The following is a 24,259-nucleotide window of genomic DNA, read 5'->3' as shown; positions in this document are numbered from 1 at the left end:
TTCATTATCTATTAATACAGAAAAGTAAAAATTTATTAATTAAAACCAAATATTCATATAATTTTAACAAGCAACATGATAAACAATTGTAAGCCAGCAAAATAATCTTACAAAACGAGATTATTTTTTAGACTACCGTAAAAAATAAAAAAGTGATTACAAGCAGGATTTAGCCACTTTATAATCACTTTAAATTTATAAAAATCAGGTTTTGAAATTACTTAATTCAGATAAAATTCATATTTATTTAATAACTGAATTTCTTTAATCAGCTCTCCGCTGAGATTTACGGAATGTTTCATCGACTGTACTTCAAGATGCTCTATCTTCGAATCTTCTTCCACGTTTTTGAGATAAAATTTCAGCTTCTGCGTTCCCTGATTTCTTTCCAGCACTTTTCTGAAAAAGTTAAGATCTTCCGGTCGGAAATCCATGACATCCATTACCAAGGAAATACTTTTCGCAAATCTTTCAAAAGCTTCCTGAAGCTCTATGACATCTGTAACATTCACAAAAACTCTTCCGTCCTTTACCTGAGCAAATTTAATTTTGAAAATAACAAAACGCTGAACCTCCAGTTTTTCTTTCAGCTTCATATAATCACGGTCTCCCAGTCGGAAAGAATAGGAACCGGAGTAATCTTCCAGTGTTACAAAAGCCACTTTTTCTCCGCTTCTGAAGCCATCTTTTACCACATATTCGGTAATCAGACCGGCAACGGTGTATTCTTTTCCGCCACCGCCGTTTTCTCTTTCTTTCTGTAAGGTTTTCCAGTCTTTTTTCTTCTCTTCGAATAATTCTTCCTGCTTATTCGCAAAAGCCTGTTCTTTATATGCATCTACCTCATCAAGATTCAGGAAATGGAAAACACCTTTCGGCTCAGCTTTTTTGGTGACTTCTTCAATGAGTTCCTCTTCTTCACCCGCAATGACATCATCGGAAACAATTTCCGCAAGTTCAGATACATCTTCCGGAACGTCCTGCTCTAAGATCGGAACCTCATCAATTACAATTTTCGATTCATCTTCTTTTTCCAGAACAGATTTTTTGGAAAGACTTCCCTGTATAAACTGGAACTGATATTTAAATTCATCTAAAGGATGCGCAGAAAGATAGAATCCGATGGTTTCTTTTTCTTTATTCAGCTTATGCATATTCGGCCATTCGGGACACGGAGGCAGCTTGGGCTGCTCGATCTGAACTTCCTCTGCAAAATCTGCGAAAAGAGAATGTTCCATTTCATTTTTACTTTCCTGAAAGCTTTGTCCGTAACGGATCAGTCTTTCCAGATTGGTTCTTCCCGCCATATCAATATCGAAATACTGACCTCTGTGGAAATTGTCGAGTTCATCAAAAGCTCCTGCCAAAACCAAACTTTCCGCCACTCTTTTATTCATTTGTGAAGGCAGAATTCTTTCGAAGAAATCATAGATATTTTTAAATCTTCCGTTCTGTCTTTCTCTTGTAATGGCTTCACTCGGACCTTCACCAATTCCTTTAATGGCTCCCAGACCAAAACGGATCTGTCCTTTTTCGTTTACCGAGAATTTGTACTGAGATTCATTTACATCCGGTCCCAAAACATCAACGCCCATACTTTTACAGTCTTCCATGAACATGGTGATGGAATCGGTGTTGTTAATGTTGTTACTCATCACACTCGCCATATATTCTGCCGGATAATTGGCTTTCAGATAAGCGGTCTGATACGCAATAAATGCATAACACGTAGAGTGAGATTTGTTGAAGGCATATTCTGCAAAGGCTTTCCAGTCGTTCCAGATTTTCTCTAAACGTTCTTCGTTGAGGTTATTTTTTCTTCCGCCTTCTATGAATTTCGGGTACATTTTATTAAGAACGTCGATCTGCTTTTTACCCATCGCTTTTCTCAGCGTGTCGGCTTCCCCTTTCGTGAAATTCGCCAGTTTCTGGGACAAAAGCATTACCTGCTCCTGATAAACCGTAATTCCGTAGGTTTCCTTTAAATATTCCTCTGTTTCCGGTAAATCGTAGACGATTTCTTCAATTCCGTGCTTTCTGTTGATGAAGTTCGGGATGTATTTTATCGGACCGGGACGGTACAATGCGTTCATGGCAATAAGATCGGCAAAAACGGTAGGTTTCAGCTCTCTCATGTACTTTTGCATTCCAGGACTTTCGTACTGGAAAATCCCGACTGTTCTTCCCTCTTTAAACAACTGATAGGTTTTTGTATCATCAAGCGGAATGAGATCGGGATCGATATCCACTCCATGCCTTGCTTTTACAAGTTTTAAAGCATCCTTGATGATGGTTAAAGTTCTCAGACCTAAAAAGTCCATTTTCAGAAGTCCTGCACTTTCTGCCACCGAGTTATCAAACTGCGAAACCAGAATATCGGCATCTTTTGCCGCAATAGTTACCGGAACCAGATTACTTACATCTTCCGGTGTAATGATAACCCCACAAGCGTGAATTCCTGTATTTCTGATACAGCCTTCCATTTTTTTAGCACTTGCCAAAACACCGTGACGCGCATCATTCGGGCTGTCGAGAACGTAGCGCATTTCGTCAACAAGCTGTTGTTCTTCAGGTTTTAATTTATCGTATTTTGCTAAAGCTTTCGCAATATTCATCCCCGGTGTGGAAGGAATTAATTTTGCAATATTATTCGTGTCCGGAATCGGAACATCCAAAACTCTTCCCGCATCTTTAATCGCAGATTTCCCTCCCAGAACCGAGTAGGTAATAATCTGGGCAACCTGTGTTTTTCCGTATTTATCAACCACCCATTTGATGATTTTATCTCGTCCTTCATCATCAAAGTCGATATCGATATCGGGCATGGAAACCCTTTCCGGATTCAGGAATCTCTCGAAAAGGAGATCATATTTAATGGGGTCAACATTCGTAATTCCGATACAGTACGCTACTGCAGAACCTGCCGCAGAACCACGACCGGGACCTACCCAAACGCCCATTTTACGGGCTTCGTTACAGAAATCCTGAACAATCAAAAAGTAACCGGGATATCCTGTATTGGCAATAACTTCCAGTTCGAAATCCAGACGTTCTTTTATCTCATCTGTAATTCCGGTATCAACATATCTTCTTTTTGCCCCTTCATACGTCAAATAGGTAAGATAAGCCATCTCACCACGTTTTCCGCCGTCGATATCGTCTTCGGGATGAATAAATTCTTCCGGAATATCAAATTTAGGAAGGAGAACATCTCTTTTTAGCGTATAAGGTTTGAACTTCGCAAAAAATTCTTCATACGCATCGAATGCATCAGGATAAGCCAAAAATGCTTCCTTGATTTCATCCGCTGTTTTTATGTAATATTCTCCGGTTGCCAGTCCTCTCCTCTTTCCAAAACCTTTTCCTACAGGCGTTGAAAGTTTTTCACCGTCTTTGATGCAGCTTACAATATCCTGAATGTTAGAATCGTCTTTATTGGTATAGAACGTTTCATTCTGCGCTAAAATTTTAACATTATACTTATCTGCAAAATGCAATAAAACATCATTTAAATGCTCTTCTTCCGGTAGTTTATGGTTCTGGATCTGGACATAAAAATCGTCTCCGAAAGTATCTTTCCACCATCTGAAAAGCTCCTCCCCTTTCTGTTCACCCGTATTTAAAATGGCATCCGGAATATCTCCGTGAATTCCCGAAGTTAAGGCAATAACTCCCTCTTTATATTCGGCAATCAATTCCCGGCTGATCCTCGGAACTCCAAAATAAAATCCTTTAAGAAATCCGATACTGGATAGTTTGGCTAAATTTTTATAGCCGTTAAAATCCTTTGCCAATAAGACAACCTGCGTTCTTCTGTCGGGATCATCTTTGGTAAACTGCTTCTGCTCATAACGGTCTGAAATATAAAATTCGCAGCCCACAACAGGAATCAAAGGTTCCGAAATCGGTTCCAGCTCATTAAATTCTTCGCCTTTTTCTTCCGCTTCCTGTTTTTTAGCGAGGTATTCTTTATGCTTTTTCGCACGGTCGCCATTGGCGCCTTCTACCGCCGTAACAAATTTAAAAGCACCCATCATATTTCCCAGATCCACCATTCCGACGGCGGGAAAATTATCATCACTTGCTTTTTTAATTAAATCGTTGATGCTTGTAGTAGCTGTTAAAGTAGAGAAAACACTGTGGTTATCGAAGTTGAAATATTTTCCGAGATCGATCTCCTCAATACTTCCGATATCCTGCTGTTTTTTCTTGTTGTGAAAATCCGCAACCTGCCTTCTGATAACAATATTAAAGGGCTTTATCGGATCAGGATACAGCGTTTTAAAATACGCAAGCTGGTCTTCGGAAACCTTTAAAACTTCCGCAGGAATCACCCCGATTCTCATCATTTCGAAGAAAACCTGCGCCGTGGCATTTACGTCGGCTGCGGCGTTGTGGGCTTCATCAAATTTATGACCGTATAATTTTTCGTAAAGCTCTTCCAGCTTCGGAGCTTTGTACCTTCCTCCTTTTCCGCCTCCCAACTGACAGAAATCTGTTCCCAGAATCATGGTATCGGCTTTTGGCTTTTCCTGAAGGTTATCTTTAATATTTTTACGGTAAAATTCGGCTCCCACAATGTTGTAATCGAATTCCACATTGTGTCCGGAAACCACTCTTACTTTTTCTAAAACTTTAGAAAATTCATTTAAAATTTCTTCGAGATCACGACCTTCGTCATTGGCGATTTTTGTAGTGATCCCGTGAATTCTTGCGGCATTGAAGGGAATATCATACCCTTCCGGTTTTATAATATAATCCTGATTTTCAATTAATGTTCCGTCATCTTCATGCAACTGCCACGCAATCTGCACCATTCTTGGCCAGTTATCTGAATCTGAAAGCGGAGCGTTGAAATTCTTCGGTAAACCTGTGGTTTCTGTGTCAAAAACTAAATACATGTAATTTTTCTAGCTTTTATTAAAAAAGAGAATGTAAAGTTACTTTAATTTTTTGTCTTTTGGAATTAGTTTTTATAAATGCTGATGAATCATGGTATGCATATCCGGTTGGGATAAATCTGTTTTTTTAATTAAATTACCCCTCAAAAACCCTGAAAGTCATTGAATTATCCAAAAACACTAACGATTGTTAGTATTTTGATTTTTTGTTTATCTTTGCTTTCTATGGAAAATACACTTCACGAAAAGGTTTCTCAAGATATATTACTCAAGGCTTATAACCATATGATGCTTGCCAAAGCAATGGCAGATATTTATGAAGAAAACAGAAATGTCTGTAAATATGTTCATAGCACATCAAGAGGTCATGAAGCTATTCAATTGGCAACCGCATATCAGTTAAAAAAAGAAGACTGGGTTTCCCCATATTACCGTGATGAAAGCATACTTTTAGGAATCGGTTTTGAACCTTATCAGCTTATGCTTCAATTGCTGGCAAAAGCAGATGATCCTTTTTCCGGAGGTAGATCTTACTACTCTCACCCTTCAAGCAGGGACGAAAATAAACCTAAAATTATTCACCAGAGTTCTGCGACAGGAATGCAGACCATTCCTACAACGGGAGTTGCGCAGGGAATTAAATATATTCAGGATTTTGAATTGCAGGATTTTGAAAACAATCCGGTGGTGGTTTGCAGTCTGGGAGATAATTCTGTAACGGAAGGTGAAGTAAGTGAAGCTTTACAGTTTGCTGCTTTACATCAGTTACCGATTATTTTCCTTGTTCAGGATAATGAATGGGGAATTTCCGTAACCAAGGAGGAAGCTAGAACGTGTGATGCTTATGATTTTGTAGCCGGTTTCACGGGCTTAAGCAGAATGAGAGTGGACGGAACAGATTTCGTTGAAAGCTTTGAGGTAATGAAAAAAGCGGTGGATTTTGTAAGAACAGAAAGAAAACCTTTGGTGGTTTGTGCCAAAACAGTTCTCATCGGTCACCACACATCCGGAGTACGAAGAGAGTTTTACAGAGACGAGGAAGATTTAACCAAACACAGAGCGAAGGATCCGGGAAATATTCTAAGAAATCATTTGATCGAATCCGGAGTTGATGAAGAATTATTAAAACAGATTACGAAAAAAGCCCGTCTTGAAGCTGAAGAAGCATTTGAAAAGGCTAAAAATGCAGAAGATCCGAAGCCTGAAAGTGTAATGAATCATGTTTTCGCGCCAACTCCGATTACGGAAGAGATTGGAACCAGAGAACCTGAAGGCGGAGAAAAAATTGTAATGGTAGATGCTGCAATTCACGCGATTCAGGAGCTAATGTGGAAACATCCGGAAGCTTTGCTGTACGGACAGGATGTTGGGGAAAGAATCGGAGGGGTTTTCCGTGAGACGGTAACGTTAGGAAAAAAATTCGGCAGCAAAAGGGTTTTCAATACCGCGATTCAGGAAGCTTATATTATCGGTTCCACAGCGGGAATGAGCGCAGTCGGATTAAAACCGATTGTTGAAGTGCAGTTTGCGGATTATATCTATCCGGGGATCAATCAATTAATTACAGAAATTTCAAAATCGAGTTATTTAAGTCAGGGGAAATATCCTGTAAGCAATATCATCCGTGTTCCGATCGGAGCTTACGGCGGCGGCGGTCCTTATCACAGCGGAAGTGTTGAAAGTATTTTAGCGAATATCAAAGGAATTAAAATCGCTTATCCGAGCAATGCTGCAGATTTCAAAGGTTTGTTAAAAGCAGCCTACTACGATCCGAATCCGGTGGTGATGCTTGAACATAAAGGATTGTACTGGAGCAAGGTTCCGGGAACGGAAGATGCAAAAACCATTGAACCTGCGGAAGATTATATTTTACCTTTCGGAAAAGGAAAAGTAATTATTGAAGCTGATAAAGAGGAAACCGAAAAAGGCAGAACTTTATTGATCGTCACTTATGGAATGGGGATTTACTGGGCAAAAGAAGCGGCGAAAAACTTCAACGGAAGAGTTGAGGTGATTGATTTAAGAACTTTAATTCCTCTGGATGAAGAACTGGTTTTTGAGAGGGTAAAAGCGCACGGAAAATGTATCGTTTTAACGGAGGAGCAGTTGAATAATTCTTTTGCGGAAGCTTTCGCACACCGAATTTCTAAAAACTGTTTTAAGTATCTTGATGCTCCGGTAGAAACGATGGGTTCTCTTGATGTTCCTGCGGTTCCAATCAACTTGGTACTTGAAAAGGAAATGCTTCCGAATGCGGAAAAGCTGTCCAATAAAATCGAAGAAATGCTGAAATATTAAGTCAGCTTGAAATAAAAATTGTAAGCCTCTAATTTTTTTAGAGGTTTTTTTGTGTCTTAATTTCTTATATTTATATGCTGCCAGCGAAAGTTTTTCAAATTCTGTTTCAAAACATGGTATCTGTTTTGCTAAGTTTTTTGCTGGTTCAAAATTAAATTGCACAAATATGATTACAACAAAATACGTTAATTACCGACAGGTTCTCAATTTATCAGGATTTCATGTGATTCTGATTTCAATCTGGTGCACTTTAATTGCTGTACTTTTTCACTTTTTCCATTGGGACTGGATGATTATTCCTTGGGTTCCGGTGGCTTTAATTGGTACTGCGGAAGCGTTCTTAGTTGGTTTTAAAAACAACCAAGCTTACGACAGATTGTGGGAAGCCCGAAAAATTTGGGGCGGAATTGTTAATTCCAGCAGAATGCTCGGATCGATGGTGTATGCCTTCGATACCAAAGAAGAAAAAGTAGGAACATTTGATCTGGAAGACCGCCGAAAGAAAATCGTTTTCCGGCATATTGCATGGCTGTATCAGTTAAGGGAGCAACTCCTGATTCCTACAGAGTGGGAACATATCAAAGTGGAAGAAGATCAGTTTAAAAATGTGGATCATAAGAGAAACCGACTGATAAAGGCAGGATTTCCGGATTACGGGAGAACGCCTATTTTTCTGAACAAATATTTGTCTGAAGAGGAAACTGAATTGCAGTCTCAGTATAAAAATTTCGCGACTTACCTTATTGCTCAGCAGTCGAAAGATGTTAATGAGCTTAAAAATATGGGTGTGATTTCAGATTTCAACCAAAAGCAACTGCAGGATTGTCTTAATGAATTTTATACGCTGCAGGGACAGGCGGAAAGGATTAAAAAATTTCCTTTGCCGAGACAGTTTGCAAGTACTGCTTTTGTTTTTAATATCATCTTCATTATGCTTCTTCCTTTAGGTTTAGTGAGTGAATTTGCGAAGTTAGGAGACTGGGGAATCTGGGCTTCGATTCCGTTCTGTATTACGATTGGCTGGATTTATATTATCATGGAACTGGTAGGAGATTATTCTGAAAATCCTTTTGAAGGTCTGATGTTTGATATTCCGATGCTTTCGATCTGCAGAACGATTGAAATTGATCTTCTGCAAATGACCGGAGAAACGGATTTACCTGATCCTATTGCTTCTAAGAATGGGGTTTTGGTTTAATTTATAACTTTTATTTGATCGTAAGACCGCAGTTTAGCCCCGATTGCAGCTTTGTCTGAGCTCATTTTCGGGATCTAGGGTTGCGGCGGCTTTGCCGCCGCAACCCTAGATCCCGAAAATAGCGAGTGCGGAAAGCGGGAAATAGCTCCTAAAAAAGACTTTTTTCTCTACAAAACAATTGCCGTTGTATTTTTTACCTCAGAGATCATGAAAGAGCTGTGTGTACTTGCAATATGCTGCAATGTGGTAAGCTTCGTAAGCATAAAATTTCGATAGTCTTCCATATCTTTTACCCCGATTTTCAAGATATAATCATAGTCTCCGCTTACATGGAAGCATTCTGTGACTTCTTCTAAATTCATCACTTCTTTTTCGAACTGCAGGACGTATTCTTTTCTGTGCTGAGCGAGTTTGATATGGCAAAGCACAATAAAATTGCGGTGGATTTTATTCCTGTCCAGAATGGCAACATATTTTGAAATCACTCCTGTATTTTCGAGTTTCCGGATGCGTTCATAAACAGCCGTTACCGACAAACCAAGCTTATGAGACAGTTCTTTGGTGGTTTGTTTGGCATCTTCCTGCAAAAAAAGGAGCAGTTTTTTATCCGTTTCATCAAAATTCATAGATAAATTTTAGTCAAAAGTTTATTACAATCAAATATAATAAACTTTTTTTCTATTGATTAGCATTTTACTAGATTTAAATTCTAATAATTTAAATTTCTGTTGTAATAGTTCAGGAGGTTATTCATATTTATAGCATAAAAACTTAAACGATATGAACGACTTTAATGCAGCCAACGAAATACAGGATTTGCAATATTTTGGTGAATTTGGCGGAGTAAACCCATCGATTTCCGACAGTTCTACCTACACTTTTCTTTCTGCAAAAACGATGTTCGATACTTTCGAAGGAAATGCAGAAGGATGCTATTTATATTCAAGACATTCTTCTCCAATGAATCTGTATCTTGCGCAGGCTTTAGCCAAACTTGAAAATACAGAAGCAGCAAACGTAACCGCATCGGGAATGGGAGCGATTACTTCAGTTCTGATGCAGGTGTGCAAAAGCGGAGATCATATTATTTCGAGCAGAACAATTTACGGCGGAACGTATGCGTTTATGAAAAATTTTCTTCCGCCATTTAATATTCAGACGACGTTTGTAGACATCAATAATTTTGAATCTGTTGAAAATTCAATTACCGAGAACACAAAAATCATCTACTGTGAAAGTGTAAGCAATCCGCTTTTAGAAGTTGCTGACCTGAGAAAACTCTCTGAAATCTGTAAAAGACATAATCTGAAACTGATCGTAGACAATACGTTCTCTCCGCTTTCCATTTCACCAAAGCTTTTGGGCGCAGATATTGTGATCCATTCTTTAACGAAATTTATCAACGGAAGCAGCGATACCGTAGGTGGAGTGTACTGCGGAACTCAGGAATTCATCAACGATACGAAAAATGTGAATAACGGAGCGTGTATGCTGTTGGGACCTACGATGGACAGTCTTCGTTCTGCAAGTATTCTTAAAAATCTCAGAACGCTGCACATCAGAATGAAACAGCACAGTTATAACGCAATGTATCTTGCACAAAGATTTGAAGAAGACGGATTGCGTGTATCTTATCCCGGATTAAAATCTCATAAAAACCACGAACTGATGAAAACGATGATGCACGAAGAGTACGGATTCGGCGGCTTGCTGACTTTAGACGCGGGAACTACAGAAAAAGCCAATGAACTGATGGAATTAATGCAGCAGGAAAATCTGGGTTATCTTGCGGTAAGTTTAGGCTTTTATAAAACTTTATTCTCATGTTCAGGAAGCTCCACTTCTTCTGAAATTCCAGAGGAAGAACGTGCTGCGATGGGAATTTCCGATGGACTGATCAGATTCTCAATAGGGCTGGATCACGATATCGAACGAACGTATGAAAAGATGAGAGAATGCATGCTTAAAACAGGTGTTCTCAGCCATGAAACCATCTCCATATCCTAATTATTGTAAAAAAGCTGTTGTTAATTCGACAGCTTTTGTTTTTTAACCGCAAAAGATATTTTGTATGCTATTTTGCAGCATTTCAAAAGCTCAAAAAATGTATTTTTTTAGATAAGTTTCGCGCCTACAGAGCAATATTTACTGTAATCGAAAATCATAGTTTTTTAAAGCAAAGTTTAATTTTAAATACCCACTATTTAAGGGAGCAAAGAAGAACCAACAAGTTGCTTTGATGAAGCGTATTTTTCAAGCTTTGCGTAGCAAATTTATTTGCCTTTGCTGACTAAAATTAAAGCTTTGCTAAAAATCTTTGCGTCAAAAAATTTACGCTAAAAAGTAATGCATCAAAAATTTTAGTGGTAAAATCAAACTTTATGAAAATGTTTCGGGAAGGCATCTTCGGGTTTCATTCTGAAAATATTCAGCAAAATCCACGATTTTAAGAAGCCATAACCGTAAGAAAACATCTGGATGTAGGTGGAAATTACGGCCATTCCGGCAATGCTGATGTTTTTGGTCGCCCACAAAGCGTGGAAAAGAACCATAAAAGTATATAACCCATAAAATGCAAGAATAACGCCTTTTCCCAGAATAAAATATTCTACAAAGCCCATGATGTAGCCCAACATAAATAAGGTAGGAAATGCGAACGAAATTTTCACATAATTCGGATGCCTTTGGTTAAGAATAGGTCTTGCACAGCCAAACTGATATACCTGTTTTGAAAATTTTCCGAAATCTACCCTTCGTTTGTGATAGACTGCAATATCATCGAAAAAAGCAGTCGTAAAACCATTTTTCCAAAGCGTCATGGAAAGATCCGGGTCCTCTCCTATTCTCATTTCTGAAAAACCTCCGACTTTTTCAAAAACTTCCTTTTTTACGCCCATATTAAAGCTTCTGGGCTGAAATTTTGAAACCGCTTTTTTACTTCCTCTGATTCCGCCGGTCGTAAAAACAGAAGTCATGGAATAAGAAATGGCTTTCTGCATTAAATTAAAACCTTTATGCGCCTTATCTGCTCCGCCAAAAGCATCACATGGAATTTCAAGAATATCTTTTTTGATGTTTTCGATGTAATCGTTCTCTACAATCACGTCGCTGTCCACAAAAACAAGCCATTCGTTTTCGGCTCTTCTCGCCCCGTAATTTCTCGATAAACCGGGTCCAGAATTATCTTTCCGGAAATATTTAATGGTTAAAAAACTTTCGAATTTTGCAATTGTTGGTTTCAAATCGATTAATGAGCCGTCATCCACGATAATAATCTCAAACTCTTTGTCTGTCTGCGCAGTAAGAGAATTCAGGAGTTCAAAAAGTTCGTCTTTACGGTTAAAAATAGCAACGATAATGGAAATGGTAGGCTTCAAATCTGAAAATTTTTCAAAAATACTTATTCGGGAAGTAATGAGCAAAAAGATTTTGGAAATTAACAGCTTAATTTTAGATGATAAATAGCAACATTAGACCTCAATAATTGATTTTTAAGTATTTTTGACCTTTAAACATAAATGTGATGAGTGATTTTAGAGAATTTAAATATTCAGTAATAACTTTAATCTGTGCATTAATCATTAATATTTCTATTATTTCAGCTCTATACTGGTTTTTCAATATCCGTCGCTTTCCGCCAATATTTGAAAGAGATATTTTAATTATCACAATACTGATTCTTACAGCATTAACACTTTTAATTACGAAATTTCTGATTGCTCATTTTGATATTCCATCTAAACGAAAAAATACGGTAACTGCTTTGGTAAATTCCTGCCTATTTTTGAGTTTGCTTTTTTACAGCAATATTGTATCAAATTTTTGGGCAAAAACTCAAGAAATAAATAATATTGAAGAAATCTACACTGTGAAAAATTCAGGTGTAAGAATAAAAAATTTTAAAATTGTAGAAAATCCGGTTATTCAAAGGCAGGTAAAATTACTCAAGAGTTCGAAAAAAATTATTCAGATCGTATTTCTTTATCCATTTAGATCAGAGAAAAAAAATATTTATTATGCTTTAACATTTAAAAAGTATTTAGATTTTGAAACAGATGAAAAGAAAACAAATTTCGAATTCAACAGACTACTGAAACAGGCAGAAAACAGTTTAAAACAATATGATTTTCAAAAGATTAAAAACTTTGAATACATTACTATGATGTCTTATGATTATGACGATTTTTTATCTGCAACACAAACAAAAGTCGGCAATTTTGTTTTCCTGAAACCTATAAAGGAAACCGTAGAAAAAAAAGCTAAAGATGAAATATCCTCCAGCATGATTATAATTGCAATAATTTTACTTATTCATATTATCATTCTATCGTTTATAACATTGAAAAGGGATCATACATTATATAAATATTCCTGAATCAAAATAGATAAACAAAACTGCTGAAATTATCATCACAATTGCTGAAAAACTAAAAAACAGCCATTGAAAGACATTTTTAAAATAGTATTTTTCCAAAATATACAGAATAAAAAACAGCAAAAAAGATATCGCCAAACCAATCAATGAAGTAATAATCAACGTTTGAACATAATTTTCAGAGGGTAACGGATCCTTGAAGACAGCAAAAAGTAGGACTGCATAAATAAAAAGAAACAATGAACTTACTTTTTCCGTTAAATATTTTGTCTTTTTTTCTATTTTAGATTTTTCATTATAGTTTGAATCTGAAGAATTGCTGCCTAATAATTCCACAACATCTATTACAACGCCAAAAACGTCTAGAAAATCGAAATTCATAGTTTGAGTTTTTGACAAAAATAAAAAACCTTCCGTAAAAAGGAAGGTTTTAATATTATTTTTCTTCAAGTTTATGAATTTTCTTCGTTCCCTCATACATTTCATACTGCAAAAATCTGGTTTCCAGTTTTCCGTTGAAAAGCTTGATTTTTCTTGACGGACGAAGACCGATTTTCTTCACCGCTTCCAGATCAGAAGAAATCAGCCAGGCTAATGTATTCGGATAATGGGTCTTGAAAGTATCACCTATTTTCTTGTAAAAATCATCATCATTAATAGAAATTCTTTCGTCGTAAGGCGGATTGAAAACCATTAACAAAGGGAAAAGTTCTTTTTTGGAATCAAAGAAATTCTGTTTCTTTACTTCAATCACGTCTTCCATTTCTGCTGCTTCGATGTTCATTCTTGCCGCATTCAGCATTCTTGCATCAATATCGTAGCCAACGATCTTTCCGGTAAACTCTTTCACCCTGTTGATTCGGAATTCTTTAATCTTGGTAAAAAGATCCGCATCATAATTTTTCCAGTTCTGGAAAGCAAATCTCCTTCTGAAAATCTGCGCAGGAAGATCCAAAGCGATCATTGCCGCTTCTATTAAAAGTGTTCCCGAACCGCACATCGGATCAAGGAAATTACCTTTCCCGTCCCAACCTGCCAGTTGAAGCATTCCGCTTGCCAGAACTTCATTAATCGGAGCTTCTCCCTGCTCTCTTCTGTATCCTCTCTTAAATAAAGGATCTCCCGAAGAATCCAGAGAAATGGTAATTAACTCTCTGTCGATATGAAGGTGGAATTTAATATCCGGATTTTTGGTTTCTACATTCGGGCGTTTTTTGAATTTTTCCTGAAAATAATCCACAATAGCATCTTTCATTTTCAGCGTTACGAACTGAGAATGCTTAAATGTTTCAGAATTTACCGTAGAATCAATTGCAAAAGACTGATCCACATCCATAAATTCTTCCCAGTTGAATTTAAAAAGCCTGTCGTAAAACTGGTGCTGATTGAAAGCTTTAAATTCGTGAATCGGAACCAAAATTTTCAAAGCCGTTCTCGCAGAGTAATTGATCTTGTATAAAAAGCCTAAATCTCCTTCACAGTTTACCGCACGGTTTTTAACCTCAACTTTTCTTCCTCCCAGCTTTTTGATCTCTTCCGCCAAAATCTGTTCCAGCCCAAAGAATGTTTTTATCTGAATCTGTATATTCTCTATATCCATACTGCAAAAATAGCAATTTTAGTGGTTGGTTGTCAGATTATAGTTTACAGAAATCACTGCAACTACAAAAACCATGGGTTCACAAAAGCAGACAATCGCTCAAAAAACACTATTTTTGCAGTATGGAATGGTTTGAATCTTGGTTTGATACCCCTTATTATCATGTACTGTACAGCAACAGAGACTATACAGAAGCGGAAAATTTCATCACAAAACTTACTGCTGAACTACAGCTTCCGCCGAACTCAAAAATCATCGATCTCGCTTGCGGTAAGGGAAGACATTCGGTTTTTCTTAATAAGCTTGGGTATGATGTTTTGGGACTTGATCTTTCCAGACAGAGTATAGAATTCGATAAGCAGTTTGAGAATCAGACCTTGCTTTTTGATGTTCACGACATGAGAAACCCGATTGATGCAGATCCGATGGACGCTGTTTTCAATCTTTTTACAAGCTTCGGATATTTTGATAATGAAAGTGACGACAAAAAAGTATTTCAGTCCGTTTATAATGCATTAAAACCGGGCGGATATTTTGTTCTGGATTATCTGAATGAAGAATACGTAAGAAAAAGCATTGTTCCGGAATCTACCATCATTCGTGGAGATATTGAGTTTAAAATAAAAAAGAAAATTGAGGGAAGACATATTGTAAAAGACATTCAATTTGAAGCAGACGGAAAGCCTTATCACTTCTTCGAAAAAGTAAAACTTCATACGTTGGATGCTATCAATTCCTACGCAACTGAATGTGGTTTTGAGAGAGTAAAAATCTGGGGAGATTACCAACTGAACGATTTTAATAAGGATACTTCTCCGCGTTGCATTAATTTATTCAAGAAAAAATAATGATTACCGTACTTTTACTGGTTTTAAGCGTTATTACAGGAGTATTTCTGGGAAAACATTTTGGTAAAAAAGAAAAACTGGCAAAAAATCTGTTGATTTTAAGTGCCGGATTTCTGATTACCATTTGTCTGAATGAAGTATTTCCGCAGGTTTATACCTCAGAAACAGGAAGCAGTCTGGGTATTTTCGTGATTGCCGGAGTTTTACTGCAAATGATTCTTGAAGCTCTAACCAAAGGTTTCGAACATGGGCATTTTCATCATCACAGCGAACATAATATCCTGCCTGCTGCTTTAATGGTGGGGCTTTTTATCCATGCTTTTATTGAGGGAATTCCTTTAGCGAACGAAGAACAAGAATTATCGCCTTATCTTTTGGGAATTGTTTTTCACAATCTTCCGATATCGTTTATTTTGGGCGCATTTTTATTTAACCGAAAAGATGAATCAAAGTCCAATCCTTCTTATCCTTCGCTGCTCATTGTTGCCCTTTTTGCTTTGGCTTCTCCAATGGGAATGCTGCTCGGAAATTATTTCAATCCCGATCTTCAGCCTTACTTTCTGGCGATCGTAGGAGGAATTTTCCTGCATATTTCTTCGGTAATTATTTTTGAAAGCAATAAAAACCATAACATCGACTGGCTGAAAATAGGGCTTGTGATTTTAGGGGTTTCTTTAGCTTTGGTCATGCATCTTTTTCACAGTCATGATCACGTAGGGCACCACCATTAATTACTTTAATTTTCTAAAATAAAAAAGCTCCGAACGTAAATTCGGAGCTTTTTATATAAGTTTTATTATTCAGATTAGAATTTCCATCCAAGTGTAATAAAGAAATTATTTCTTACGTTTTTAACATCCGACACCGCAAAAGCATCACTTGAAATTAAACGGCTTGGCGAATAATATCCTGCTTCGTAATTACCATCAGCAACACCGTACAAAAACGGATTGGTATATTTTGAAGTGATGTTCTGATAAGAAGCATCAATGTAGAATGATTTGAAATCGTACCCAAGACCGAAAGATAAAGCATTTCTGTCGTTAAGGATCAGGTTGCTGTACGACTGATTTTCATCCACACCTCCATTGTTGGAATATCTGTTTATCGTTAAAGCATCAAAAGGGCTTGAAGCATAAGAATACCCTCCTCTCAGTCTGAACTGTTTAACCCTGTATTCTGCACCGATCTTTACTTCTGATAAATTTTTGTAATTCTCTTTAAAGAAGTCGTTCAGCTCCGTTTCAGCATCTCCGTAAACTTTATATTTAGGCTTTGTTAAACCTAATGTATAATCTACGTTCAAAGCAAAACTTTTACTCGCAATAAATGCAGCACTTACTGTTGCCTTTAAAGGAGTGGTTAATTTTCTGTTTTCAATAGCAGTATCATCTCCATAAATAGGATCATTGTAGAAATTGTAGCTTCTGTCGATATCCCAGAAAGTCGGAGTTTCTAAAGCTGCTCCCAATCTGAAATTCGGACTTAATTTTCCAATTACCCCCAATGAAGCTGAAAAACCGTTTCCTTTTTCGTAGAAAGGAGTATTCTGCTTACTGAAATATTCAGAGCTTCCATCAGCCAAAGAATTAAACATTGCTGTATCCGACTGATCTATTGACGAGTTGAAAAAATTCAATCCTGCCCCTAAATATAAATTATTGTTATAGTTTGCTCCTACTCCAACACTTGTTTTGGATAAATATCCATATCTGTCATAGGCATGTCTACCAAAAGATGAACTTTTAGCATCAGGAAAATCATACACTAAATTGCTGTTTCCTGGAGTTTCAATATAATTCTCAATCGACTGGTTGGAATAGTTTACCCCGATATTGATGAATTTCCATGCACTTTCGGTTAATAACTGAAAAGTCATTACAGCTCCTAAGTTTCCAAGATCACCTTTATTGATGCTGTATCCGTAAGAAGAACCTGCATAAGTAGAGGTGTTCTTGTTATTTGTAATAGATAATGTTCCGGAAATTTCCCCTGAAATTGCCACCCCTAAACCCGCAGGATTGGTAAGCAGCGCATTTGCATCACCACCTAAAGCTCCGTTGGAACCACCCATTGCATTGAACTTAGCGGAACCAATATTTGGAGCATTAGAATAAACATCTACTGTATTTCTAATCACAGAAACATCTTGAGCCTGCGCAAAAAATGCAGCAGAAATGCTCATTATTGCTAAAGATTTTTTTAACATTATTTTTTGAATAGTTATTACTTTTTAAAATTATCTGCCACCTCGGAAACCGCCTCCGCCGCCACCGCCGGATCTGAATCCACCGCCGCCGCTGCTTCCTCCGCTAAAGCCACCGCCTCCTGATCTGAAGCCGCCTCCGCTGTTGGAATTATTGAAGCCTCCGTTATTTCTGAAACCTCCGTCATTATATCTTGGCTGCGATTGTTGTGGGTAATTGTAACTTGGTCTTGGCTGACTCTGGTTTGGATTTCTGAAGCCTCCCTGCGGTCTTACACCAGTCTGATTGGGGTTTCTGAAACCGCCGTTTGTATTTCCCTGTCTGAATCCTCCTGTATTACCAGAGTTTCTGAATCCACCGTTATTTGAACCGGAATCTCTGAATCCGCCTACATTGCTGTTGCTTCTTCTGAATCCACCGGAATTTACGCCATACTTGCTGGCAAATCCTCCGTTATAGGTATTGAAACCTCTTCCGTTAGAGCCACTTCTTCTGTACATTGGTGCGTAATATCCGCCACCCCAATATCCTCCGTAGCCCCAATAAGGATTGCCGTAATATCCGCCCCAACCCCAATATGGATTGTAGCCCCAGTATGGAGAATATCCCCATCCCATGTTCCAGCCGGAGCCCCATCCCCATGAGCCGCCCCAACCCCAGGAAAGTCCGAGATTCCAGCCACCGTATCCGCCATATCCCCAATAAGGATTATAGCCGCCATACCATCCGCCCCAACCCCAGGGAGAACCCCATCCCCATGAATTGTCGTAATAGTTGGTCTGGCTTCCTGCATAGCTTCCCCAGTCTGAATCTGTAGCTGTAGTATTCCAGTTATAGTTATTCCAATCGCTGTATCTTCCTTCTTTAGCATTGGCCTCAGCATTCTGAATCACATTGGAATCATCCTGATAATAATTGTAATCTTCTCCTACTCTGTTTCCTCTGTCGTTGATGATTACGCCTTCAGGTAGCGTATCTTTATTCGGGTCGTAATAAACGCCATCTGTCTCGCTGTAGCCACCCATCTGAGCGCCGCAAGACACAAGTAACAATCCGCCTGATATTGCCAGAATCCCTTTGGATTTTAACATTCCGAGCAAATTTTTATGTATATTTCTTTTCATGATAACGTAAAAATTTTTAATTTAAATTATATTTGCAATCTGTACTAAAAATGTACCAAAATACGGTTACAAAAATCTATCAAAAATAGATTTTTATTTTTAGATAACAATAACATAAAAAAGTTAAAAAAATTTTAAAAAATAATGGCAAAATTAACCTCAAGAAGCGAAGATTACAGCAAATGGTATAATGAGTTGGTGGTAAAAGCCGACTTAGCTGAAAACTCAGGAGTACGAGGATGCATGGTGATTAAACCATACGGCTATGCGATCTGGGAAAAAATGCGTGACGAAATGGATAAAAAATTCAAAGAGACAGGTCACGTTAATGCTTATTTCCCGCTTTTTGTGCCCAAAAGCCTGTTTGAGGCTGAAGAAAAAAATGCAGAAGGTTTTGCTAAAGAATGTGCAGTTGTAACCCATTACAGATTAAAAACAGATCCGGACAATCCTTCAAAACTTATTGTAGATCCGGATGCTAAACTGGAGGAAGAGCTTATCGTTCGTCCCACTTCAGAAGCAATTATCTGGAATACTTATAAAAACTGGATCCAGTCTTACAGAGATTTACCTATATTAATCAACCAATGGGCGAATGTTGTCCGTTGGGAAATGAGAACACGTCTTTTCTTAAGAACAGCAGAATTTTTATGGCAGGAAGGGCATACTGCTCATGCTACCAAAGAAGAAGCGATAGAAGAAGCTGAGAAAATGAATAACGTATATGCAGATTTTGCAGAAAACTTTATGGCAATTCCTGTAATTCAGGGGTTGAAAACGCCTTCCGAAAGATTTGCAGGAGCAGACGAAACCTATTGTATTGAAGCATTGATGCAGGACGGAAAAGCTTTACAGGCGGGAACATCTCACTTTTTAGGACAGAATTTCGCAAAAGCATTTGATGTAAAATTCACGAATAAAGAAGGTAAAATCGAACACGCATGGGCAACATCATGGGGAACTTCAACGCGTTTGATGGGCGCTTTGATTATGACGCACTCTGATGATTTCGGATTGGTACTTCCTCCTACTTTGGCTCCGATTCAGGTTGTGATTGTTCCGATCTTTAAAGGAGAAGAACAGTTGGCGCAAATCAGCGAAGTGGCTTTAGATATTCAGGCTAAACTGAGAGCAAAAGGAATTTCTGTAAAATTTGACAATGATACGCAGAACAAACCGGGCTGGAAATTCGCGGAATATGAACTGAAAGGTGTTCCTGTAAGAATTGCAATGGGACCAAGAGATCTTGAAAACAGATCTGTGGAAATTGCCAGAAGAGATAACTTAACGAAAGAAGTCCGTTCTATTGATGGTTTAGATTCTTATATTGAAGAATTACTGAAAACAATTCAGCAGGATATTTACAATAAAGCATTTGAATTCAGAAAAAATAACATCACGAAAGTAGATACTTATGAAGAATTCAAGAAGGTTTTGGAAGAAAAAGGAGGATTCATTTATGCGCATTGGGACGGAACTGCTGAAGAAGAAGAGCAGATTAAGGATGAAACCAAGGCTACTATCAGATGTATTCCTTTGGATGATGATATTGAAGAAGGAATTTCACTGATCTCCGGAAAGCCATCTAAAAGAAGAGTTTTATTCGCAAAAGCATATTAAAGCTTAACATAATAAATTATTAAATCTGCAAAAATTTTAATATTTTTTGCAGATTTTTTTTTAAAATCAACATTTGGACTGTTTTTTGTTTAAATTTATCCCAACATTAATCTTTAAAATAAATTTATTATGTCTTTAAATGTTATTGATTTAATTAAAGGACAATTAGGTCCGGCTTTAGTATCTCAGGCTGCATCACAGTTCGGAGAAAGTGAGTCCGCTATTTCAAAAGCAATCGGAGGTTTATTGCCTGCTGTTGTGGGTGGTTTAGCAAACAAATCTGATAATCCTGCCGTTTTAGATGCAATTTCGGGAGCTGCTTCCAATGGAATTTTAAGCAATCTGATGGGAGGATCATCAAACAATTCTATCATTTCCAGTCTTTTATCATTAATTTTTGGTGATAAATTAAGTGGAATCGTAAACGGAATCGCAACCTTTGCAGGAATCAGCAACAATTCTTCAAATTCGCTGCTCAATCTGGTGACAGGTGCAACGATTGGATCTGTAGGAAAATATGCTGCCGACAATAATCTTGATAAAAACGGAATTTCAAGTTTACTTAGTGATCAGAAAGGTATTATTTCAACACTTTTACCTGCAGGACTTTCTTTGGCTTCATTAAATATGGGCGACTGGGATTGGGCTAAAGGGTACAAGTTTGACAATGATAAGGATACCATTAAAAATACGGTTTCTGAAGAACCAAAAATTGATGTAACAAGAAGTACAGCGCCTAACGGAACTTTCCCGGAAAGAAACAACAATGAAGGAGGTGGTTCTATCTGGAAATGGTTGCTTCCATTATTACTTTTAGTGGCTGCTGCTTATTTTATCTGGAAACAGTGCGATAAAAAAGAAACAACAACGACAACCACAATGACGGATTCTAATACCGTGTCTACAGATACGATAAATGCAGCTATGACAACCGATACTGCAGGAATGAATTCCGCAAGTGCTAAAGTTGATGAGAATATCGACTTAAACGGAGTTGCCTTAAAAGGATATAAAGGAGGAATGGAAGACAACATGATCACTTTCTTAAAATCCGGAGGGTATCAAAATGCTAAAGATGATGCTGCTTTAAAAAAAACGTGGTATAATTTTGACCATGTAAACTTTAAATTAGGAAGTTCTACAGCCTTAGAAGCGGGTTCTGAAGGACAGTTGCAGAATTTGGTAGCTATATTAAAAGCTTATCCTGATGCAAAAATAAAAATCGGAGGTTATACCGATAAAACAGGAGATGAAACTAAGAACCTGAAATTATCGGCAGACAGAGCAAATTATATTAAATCATGGTTGGAGAAACAAGGAGTTGGATCTCAGGTGACCGGAGCAGACGGATACGGAAGTCAGTTTGCAACTGTAGATGCCAAAGCATCTGATGCAGAAAGAGCAATCGACAGAAAAATGTCTGTAAGATTTACAAAATAGTCTTAAACTTTTAAAAATCAGAATCCCGGAAATTTAATTTTCGGGATTTTTTCTTTTAAATACGGTATGTTTTTATTTATTTAATTATATTTGTTAGTCATTTCTAACATTTATGAATCTGAAATTAAAAAGCGCCTGGCGAAAAGATAAAACCTCTCACTCATTATCTGAAGTATATTCTTCGGTGAAAGTTCCTAAAAATGCAAGTTTCTGGAGAAAATATCTTGCATTTGCAGGTCCCGGACTGATGGTTGCCGTTGGATATATGGATCCCGGAAACTGGGCAACAGATATTGCCGGAGGAGCGCAGTTTGGCTATACCCTGCTTTCTGTAATTTTAATTTCGAATATTTTTGCAATGATTTTGCAGCATTTGTCCGTGAAATTAGGTGTGGTTGCAGAAAGAGACTTAGCGCAGGCTTGCAGAGACCATTTCAGTCCCACTACCAATTTTATTCTTTGGATATTCTGTGAAATTGCCATTGCAGCGTGTGATCTTGCGGAGGTAATCGGTTCTGCGATTGCATTAAATTTACTTTTTCATATTCCTCTTACCTGGGGAATTGTCATTACGACTATTGATGTCCTTTTCATTCTTCTCCTTCAGTCAAAAGGTTTCCGATGGATCGAAAGTATTGTCGGCGGACTGATTTTTATTATTCTCGCCTGTTTTGTGTATGAATTGGTTATTTCTAAACCTGCTGTTAATGAACTTTTAGGTGGTCTGATTCCTCAAAAAGAAATCATTCAGAATCCCGCCATGCTTTACATTGCGATCGGGATTTTGGGAGCTACCGTGATGCCTCATAATCTGTACTTGCACAGCAGCATTGTGCAGACACGGGATTACGAGCGTACACGAGAAGGTAAAAAAGAGGCTATCAAATTTGCAACTTTAGACAGTACGGTTTCGTTAATGCTTGCATTTTTCATTAATGCTGCAATTCTTATTCTGGCAGCGGCAACTTTCCATATTACAGGGAATAAAAATGTTGCCGACATTCATGATGCGTATAAGATGCTGACTCCGATTTTAGGAGCTTCAATGGCAAGTATTGCTTTTGCGATTGCTCTTCTCGCTTCCGGACAAAATTCTACACTTACCGGAACACTTGCCGGACAGATTGTAATGGAAGGTTTTCTGAACATCAGATTAAAACCATGGTTGAGAAGACTGATCACAAGACTAATTGCTGTAATTCCCGCTCTTATTGTGGCTATTCTTTATGGCGAAGAAGGAACTACGGATTTATTGGTTTTAAGTCAGGTTATCCTTTCGATGCAGTTGAGCTTTGCAGTGGTTCCGCTTGTTATGTTTACGAGTGATAAAGGTAAAATGGGCGAATTTGTCAACAAACCTTTCCTGAAAATCTGTGTCTTGATTATTTCATTTATTATTATCATTTTGAATCTTTATCTTCTGTATCAGACATTTTTTGGGAAATAGTTCTGTACCAAAATTATTTTCTTTTTATATTAAGTAACCGTAATTTTTTTGTACATACTTCATTAATTAATGATCGTGCTTATTTTTTGACGTAAAGTCCTCAAAGTTTTTTTTTAAAGACTCATGTATATTTTTAAGTTCACAAAGCCATTCTACTTAGCAAAGAACTCAAAGCTTTTCAATGATGACAAATTTTGGACAATTATTAATTTTTTTAAATCTGATGTTTGTAATGATGTTAAATTTTTCAAATAACAGATTTCCCAATAATTAAAACACGACTTCAATTCTAGCCCCGATTGAAGAGAAAATCCCGCAATGGAGCGGCGGAGCAAAGCGGAGCCGCGTAATGAGGAATTGTAACGGAAAGCGGGAAACAGCTTCTTAAAAACAAGAAAAACAACTTTACTTTAAGAATATTTAAAACCATCCCGTCAAAAAATTTTTACAAATTTCTGTCCCCCTTCAGAGGAAAGACGTTTTTAGCCGCTCGTTATTCAATTGCAACAAATACTCAAAATCTGACGAAATGTCACGCTTTTTTCTTTGGCAGAATGTTTGTGAATAAAAAGGAAAATAAAGATTGAATTATGGTAAATCAGGATATTAACGAAGAAAGCATCAATAATCAAGAAGATACGAATATTCAGAACGAAGCGGCAACTGAGGAAAATGTGACAGCAAAACCGACGGCAGAGGAACTTTTGGCAGAAGAAAAGGATCGTTACATCAGACTGTACGCAGAATTCGAAAATTATAAAAAAAGAACGAGCAAAGAGAAAATGGAGTTTTTCCAGTATGCAAATCAGGATATGATGATTTCTATGCTTGGCGTATTGGATGATTTTGAAAGAGCAATTAAAGAAATTGCGAAGAACGGAAATCCTGCTGATCTGCAAGGTGTTGAATTAATTTACAACAAATTCAAAAATAAACTAACAGAAAAAGGACTGAAAGCAATGGAAGTAAAAGCGGGAGACAGCTTTAATGTGGATTTCCACGAAGCGATCACTCAGATTCCTGCTCCGTCAGAAGATTTAAAAGGAAAAATTGTAGATGTAATTGAAACAGGATATACTTTAGGAGAGAAAGTAATCCGTTTTGCAAAAGTAGTTACAGGAAATTAACATAAGCAATAAGTGATGGGTAATAAGCAATTTTTGATATTACTCATTATTCATTACTAATTACTCATATAAAG

17 protein-coding genes are annotated in these 24,259 nt (G+C 37.4%); 10 read left to right on the top strand and 7 right to left on the bottom strand.

All coding sequences use genetic code 11. From position 1 onward, the window contains the following. Positions 1 to 221: 221 nt before the first annotated feature. A complete protein-coding gene (gene dnaE / locus PFY09_RS19955) occupies positions 222 to 4,901 on the bottom strand; it encodes a DNA polymerase III subunit alpha (protein WP_271160855.1) in 4,680 nt (1,559 codons plus the stop codon). 225 nt (positions 4,902 to 5,126) lie between these two features. Here dnaE and PFY09_RS19950 point away from each other — a divergent pair, with 225 nt between their 5' ends. Then, the gene (locus PFY09_RS19950; RefSeq protein ID WP_271160854.1) at positions 5,127 to 7,199 is read left to right on the top strand and encodes an alpha-ketoacid dehydrogenase subunit alpha/beta; all 2,073 of its coding nucleotides are present in this window, start codon (positions 5,127 to 5,129) and stop codon (positions 7,197 to 7,199) included. A gap of 166 nt (positions 7,200 to 7,365) precedes the next feature. Continuing rightward, positions 7,366 to 8,397 (top strand): bestrophin family protein, encoded by a 1,032-nt coding sequence (locus PFY09_RS19945; RefSeq protein WP_271160853.1) that lies wholly within the window; start codon positions 7,366 to 7,368, stop codon positions 8,395 to 8,397. Between the two features lie 167 nt (positions 8,398 to 8,564). On the opposite strand, the gene PFY09_RS19940 is transcribed toward PFY09_RS19945, so the two are convergent. After that, positions 8,565 to 9,023, bottom strand: a complete 459-nt coding sequence (locus tag PFY09_RS19940) for an Lrp/AsnC family transcriptional regulator (RefSeq protein ID WP_271160852.1) — start codon at positions 9,021 to 9,023, stop codon at positions 8,565 to 8,567. A gap of 154 nt (positions 9,024 to 9,177) precedes the next feature. On the opposite strand from PFY09_RS19940, the gene PFY09_RS19935 reads away from it, so the two are divergent. After that, positions 9,178 to 10,404, top strand: coding sequence for an aminotransferase class I/II-fold pyridoxal phosphate-dependent enzyme (locus tag PFY09_RS19935; RefSeq protein WP_116099344.1), 1,227 nt, complete (start codon positions 9,178 to 9,180; stop codon positions 10,402 to 10,404). Positions 10,405 to 10,769: 365 nt separating this feature from the next. On the opposite strand, the gene PFY09_RS19930 is transcribed toward PFY09_RS19935, so the two are convergent. Further along, complete coding sequence (locus tag PFY09_RS19930; protein ID WP_271160851.1) at positions 10,770 to 11,774, bottom strand: glycosyltransferase; 1,005 nt, start codon at positions 11,772 to 11,774, stop codon at positions 10,770 to 10,772. 146 nt (positions 11,775 to 11,920) lie between these two features. Here PFY09_RS19930 and PFY09_RS19925 point away from each other — a divergent pair, with 146 nt between their 5' ends. Next, a complete protein-coding gene (locus PFY09_RS19925) occupies positions 11,921 to 12,772 on the top strand; it encodes a hypothetical protein (RefSeq protein WP_271160850.1) in 852 nt (283 codons plus the stop codon). On the opposite strand, the gene PFY09_RS19920 is transcribed toward PFY09_RS19925, so the two are convergent. Further along, the gene (locus tag PFY09_RS19920; protein ID WP_271160849.1) at positions 12,755 to 13,222 is read right to left on the bottom strand and encodes a branched-chain amino acid ABC transporter substrate-binding protein; all 468 of its coding nucleotides are present in this window, start codon (positions 13,220 to 13,222) and stop codon (positions 12,755 to 12,757) included. The two genes, PFY09_RS19925 and PFY09_RS19920, sit on opposite strands and share 18 nt — an antisense overlap. Continuing rightward, on the bottom strand, positions 13,209 to 14,372 hold the full coding sequence (locus tag PFY09_RS19915) for a THUMP domain-containing class I SAM-dependent RNA methyltransferase (RefSeq protein WP_271160848.1): 1,164 nt from the start codon (positions 14,370 to 14,372) through the stop codon (positions 13,209 to 13,211). Before PFY09_RS19915 ends, PFY09_RS19920 begins: the two co-directional genes overlap by 14 nt. 122 nt (positions 14,373 to 14,494) lie before the next feature. On the opposite strand from PFY09_RS19915, the gene PFY09_RS19910 reads away from it, so the two are divergent. Both PFY09_RS19910 and PFY09_RS19905 read left to right on the top strand, forming a co-directional pair. Further along, positions 14,495 to 15,220, top strand: a complete 726-nt coding sequence (locus PFY09_RS19910) for a class I SAM-dependent DNA methyltransferase (RefSeq protein WP_271160847.1) — start codon at positions 14,495 to 14,497, stop codon at positions 15,218 to 15,220. A 2-nt stretch (positions 15,221 to 15,222) separates the two neighbouring features. Further along, positions 15,223 to 15,951 (top strand): ZIP family metal transporter, encoded by a 729-nt coding sequence (locus tag PFY09_RS19905; RefSeq protein ID WP_271162363.1) that lies wholly within the window; start codon positions 15,223 to 15,225, stop codon positions 15,949 to 15,951. A gap of 74 nt (positions 15,952 to 16,025) precedes the next feature. Here the strand turns inward: PFY09_RS19905 and PFY09_RS19900 are convergent, their stop codons facing one another. After that, on the bottom strand, positions 16,026 to 17,405 hold the full coding sequence (locus PFY09_RS19900; protein WP_084196413.1) for an OmpP1/FadL family transporter: 1,380 nt from the start codon (positions 17,403 to 17,405) through the stop codon (positions 16,026 to 16,028). A 54-nt stretch (positions 17,406 to 17,459) separates the two neighbouring features. Beyond that, positions 17,460 to 18,551 carry a prolyl-tRNA synthetase gene (locus tag PFY09_RS19895; RefSeq protein ID WP_271160846.1) on the bottom strand — a complete coding sequence of 364 codons (1,092 nt, stop codon included), beginning with the start codon at positions 18,549 to 18,551 and terminating at the stop codon, positions 17,460 to 17,462. Between the two features lie 144 nt (positions 18,552 to 18,695). Between PFY09_RS19895 and proS the strand changes: the two genes are divergently transcribed. From proS to PFY09_RS19875, 4 genes are all read left to right on the top strand, one after another. Further along, positions 18,696 to 20,171, top strand: coding sequence for a proline--tRNA ligase (proS, locus tag PFY09_RS19890; protein ID WP_076392468.1), 1,476 nt, complete (start codon positions 18,696 to 18,698; stop codon positions 20,169 to 20,171). Between the two features lie 129 nt (positions 20,172 to 20,300). Further along, a complete protein-coding gene (locus tag PFY09_RS19885; protein ID WP_271160845.1) occupies positions 20,301 to 21,611 on the top strand; it encodes an OmpA family protein in 1,311 nt (436 codons plus the stop codon). A 112-nt stretch (positions 21,612 to 21,723) separates the two neighbouring features. Continuing rightward, complete coding sequence (locus PFY09_RS19880) at positions 21,724 to 23,058, top strand: Nramp family divalent metal transporter (RefSeq protein WP_271160844.1); 1,335 nt, start codon at positions 21,724 to 21,726, stop codon at positions 23,056 to 23,058. Between the two features lie 590 nt (positions 23,059 to 23,648). Then, positions 23,649 to 24,185: a nucleotide exchange factor GrpE gene (locus PFY09_RS19875; protein ID WP_076392462.1), complete on the top strand. Its 537-nt coding sequence runs from the start codon at positions 23,649 to 23,651 to the stop codon at positions 24,183 to 24,185. Positions 24,186 to 24,259 lie beyond the last annotated feature (74 nt).

The sequence above is a fragment of the Chryseobacterium gambrini genome (assembly GCF_027920505.1).
GTDB classification, from domain to species: Bacteria; Bacteroidota; Bacteroidia; order Flavobacteriales; family Weeksellaceae; genus Chryseobacterium; species Chryseobacterium gambrini.
The sequence above is the reverse complement of the archived record's forward strand: the minus strand, read 5'-3'. Positions and strand labels throughout refer to the sequence as shown.

Excerpts from the sequence above, each read along its gene's own strand:
- dnaE (WP_271160855.1), bottom strand. The coding sequence starts at position 4,901 with ATGTATTTAGTTTTTGACACAGAAACCACAGGTTTACCGAAGAATTTC.
- PFY09_RS19950 (WP_271160854.1), top strand. The coding sequence starts at position 5,127 with ATGGAAAATACACTTCACGAAAAGGTTTCTCAAGATATATTACTCAAG.
- PFY09_RS19945 (WP_271160853.1), top strand. The coding sequence starts at position 7,366 with ATGATTACAACAAAATACGTTAATTACCGACAGGTTCTCAATTTATCA.
- PFY09_RS19940 (WP_271160852.1), bottom strand. The coding sequence starts at position 9,023 with ATGAATTTTGATGAAACGGATAAAAAACTGCTCCTTTTTTTGCAGGAA.
- PFY09_RS19935 (WP_116099344.1), top strand. The coding sequence starts at position 9,178 with ATGAACGACTTTAATGCAGCCAACGAAATACAGGATTTGCAATATTTT.
- PFY09_RS19925 (WP_271160850.1), top strand. The coding sequence starts at position 11,921 with ATGAGTGATTTTAGAGAATTTAAATATTCAGTAATAACTTTAATCTGT.
- PFY09_RS19915 (WP_271160848.1), bottom strand. The coding sequence starts at position 14,372 with ATGGATATAGAGAATATACAGATTCAGATAAAAACATTCTTTGGGCTG.
- PFY09_RS19910 (WP_271160847.1), top strand. The coding sequence starts at position 14,495 with ATGGAATGGTTTGAATCTTGGTTTGATACCCCTTATTATCATGTACTG.
- PFY09_RS19900 (WP_084196413.1), bottom strand. The coding sequence starts at position 17,405 with ATGAGCATTTCTGCTGCATTTTTTGCGCAGGCTCAAGATGTTTCTGTG.
- PFY09_RS19895 (WP_271160846.1), bottom strand. The coding sequence starts at position 18,551 with ATGAAAAGAAATATACATAAAAATTTGCTCGGAATGTTAAAATCCAAA.
- proS (WP_076392468.1), top strand. The coding sequence starts at position 18,696 with ATGGCAAAATTAACCTCAAGAAGCGAAGATTACAGCAAATGGTATAAT.
- PFY09_RS19885 (WP_271160845.1), top strand. The coding sequence starts at position 20,301 with ATGTCTTTAAATGTTATTGATTTAATTAAAGGACAATTAGGTCCGGCT.
- PFY09_RS19880 (WP_271160844.1), top strand. The coding sequence starts at position 21,724 with ATGAATCTGAAATTAAAAAGCGCCTGGCGAAAAGATAAAACCTCTCAC.
- PFY09_RS19875 (WP_076392462.1), top strand. The coding sequence starts at position 23,649 with ATGGTAAATCAGGATATTAACGAAGAAAGCATCAATAATCAAGAAGAT.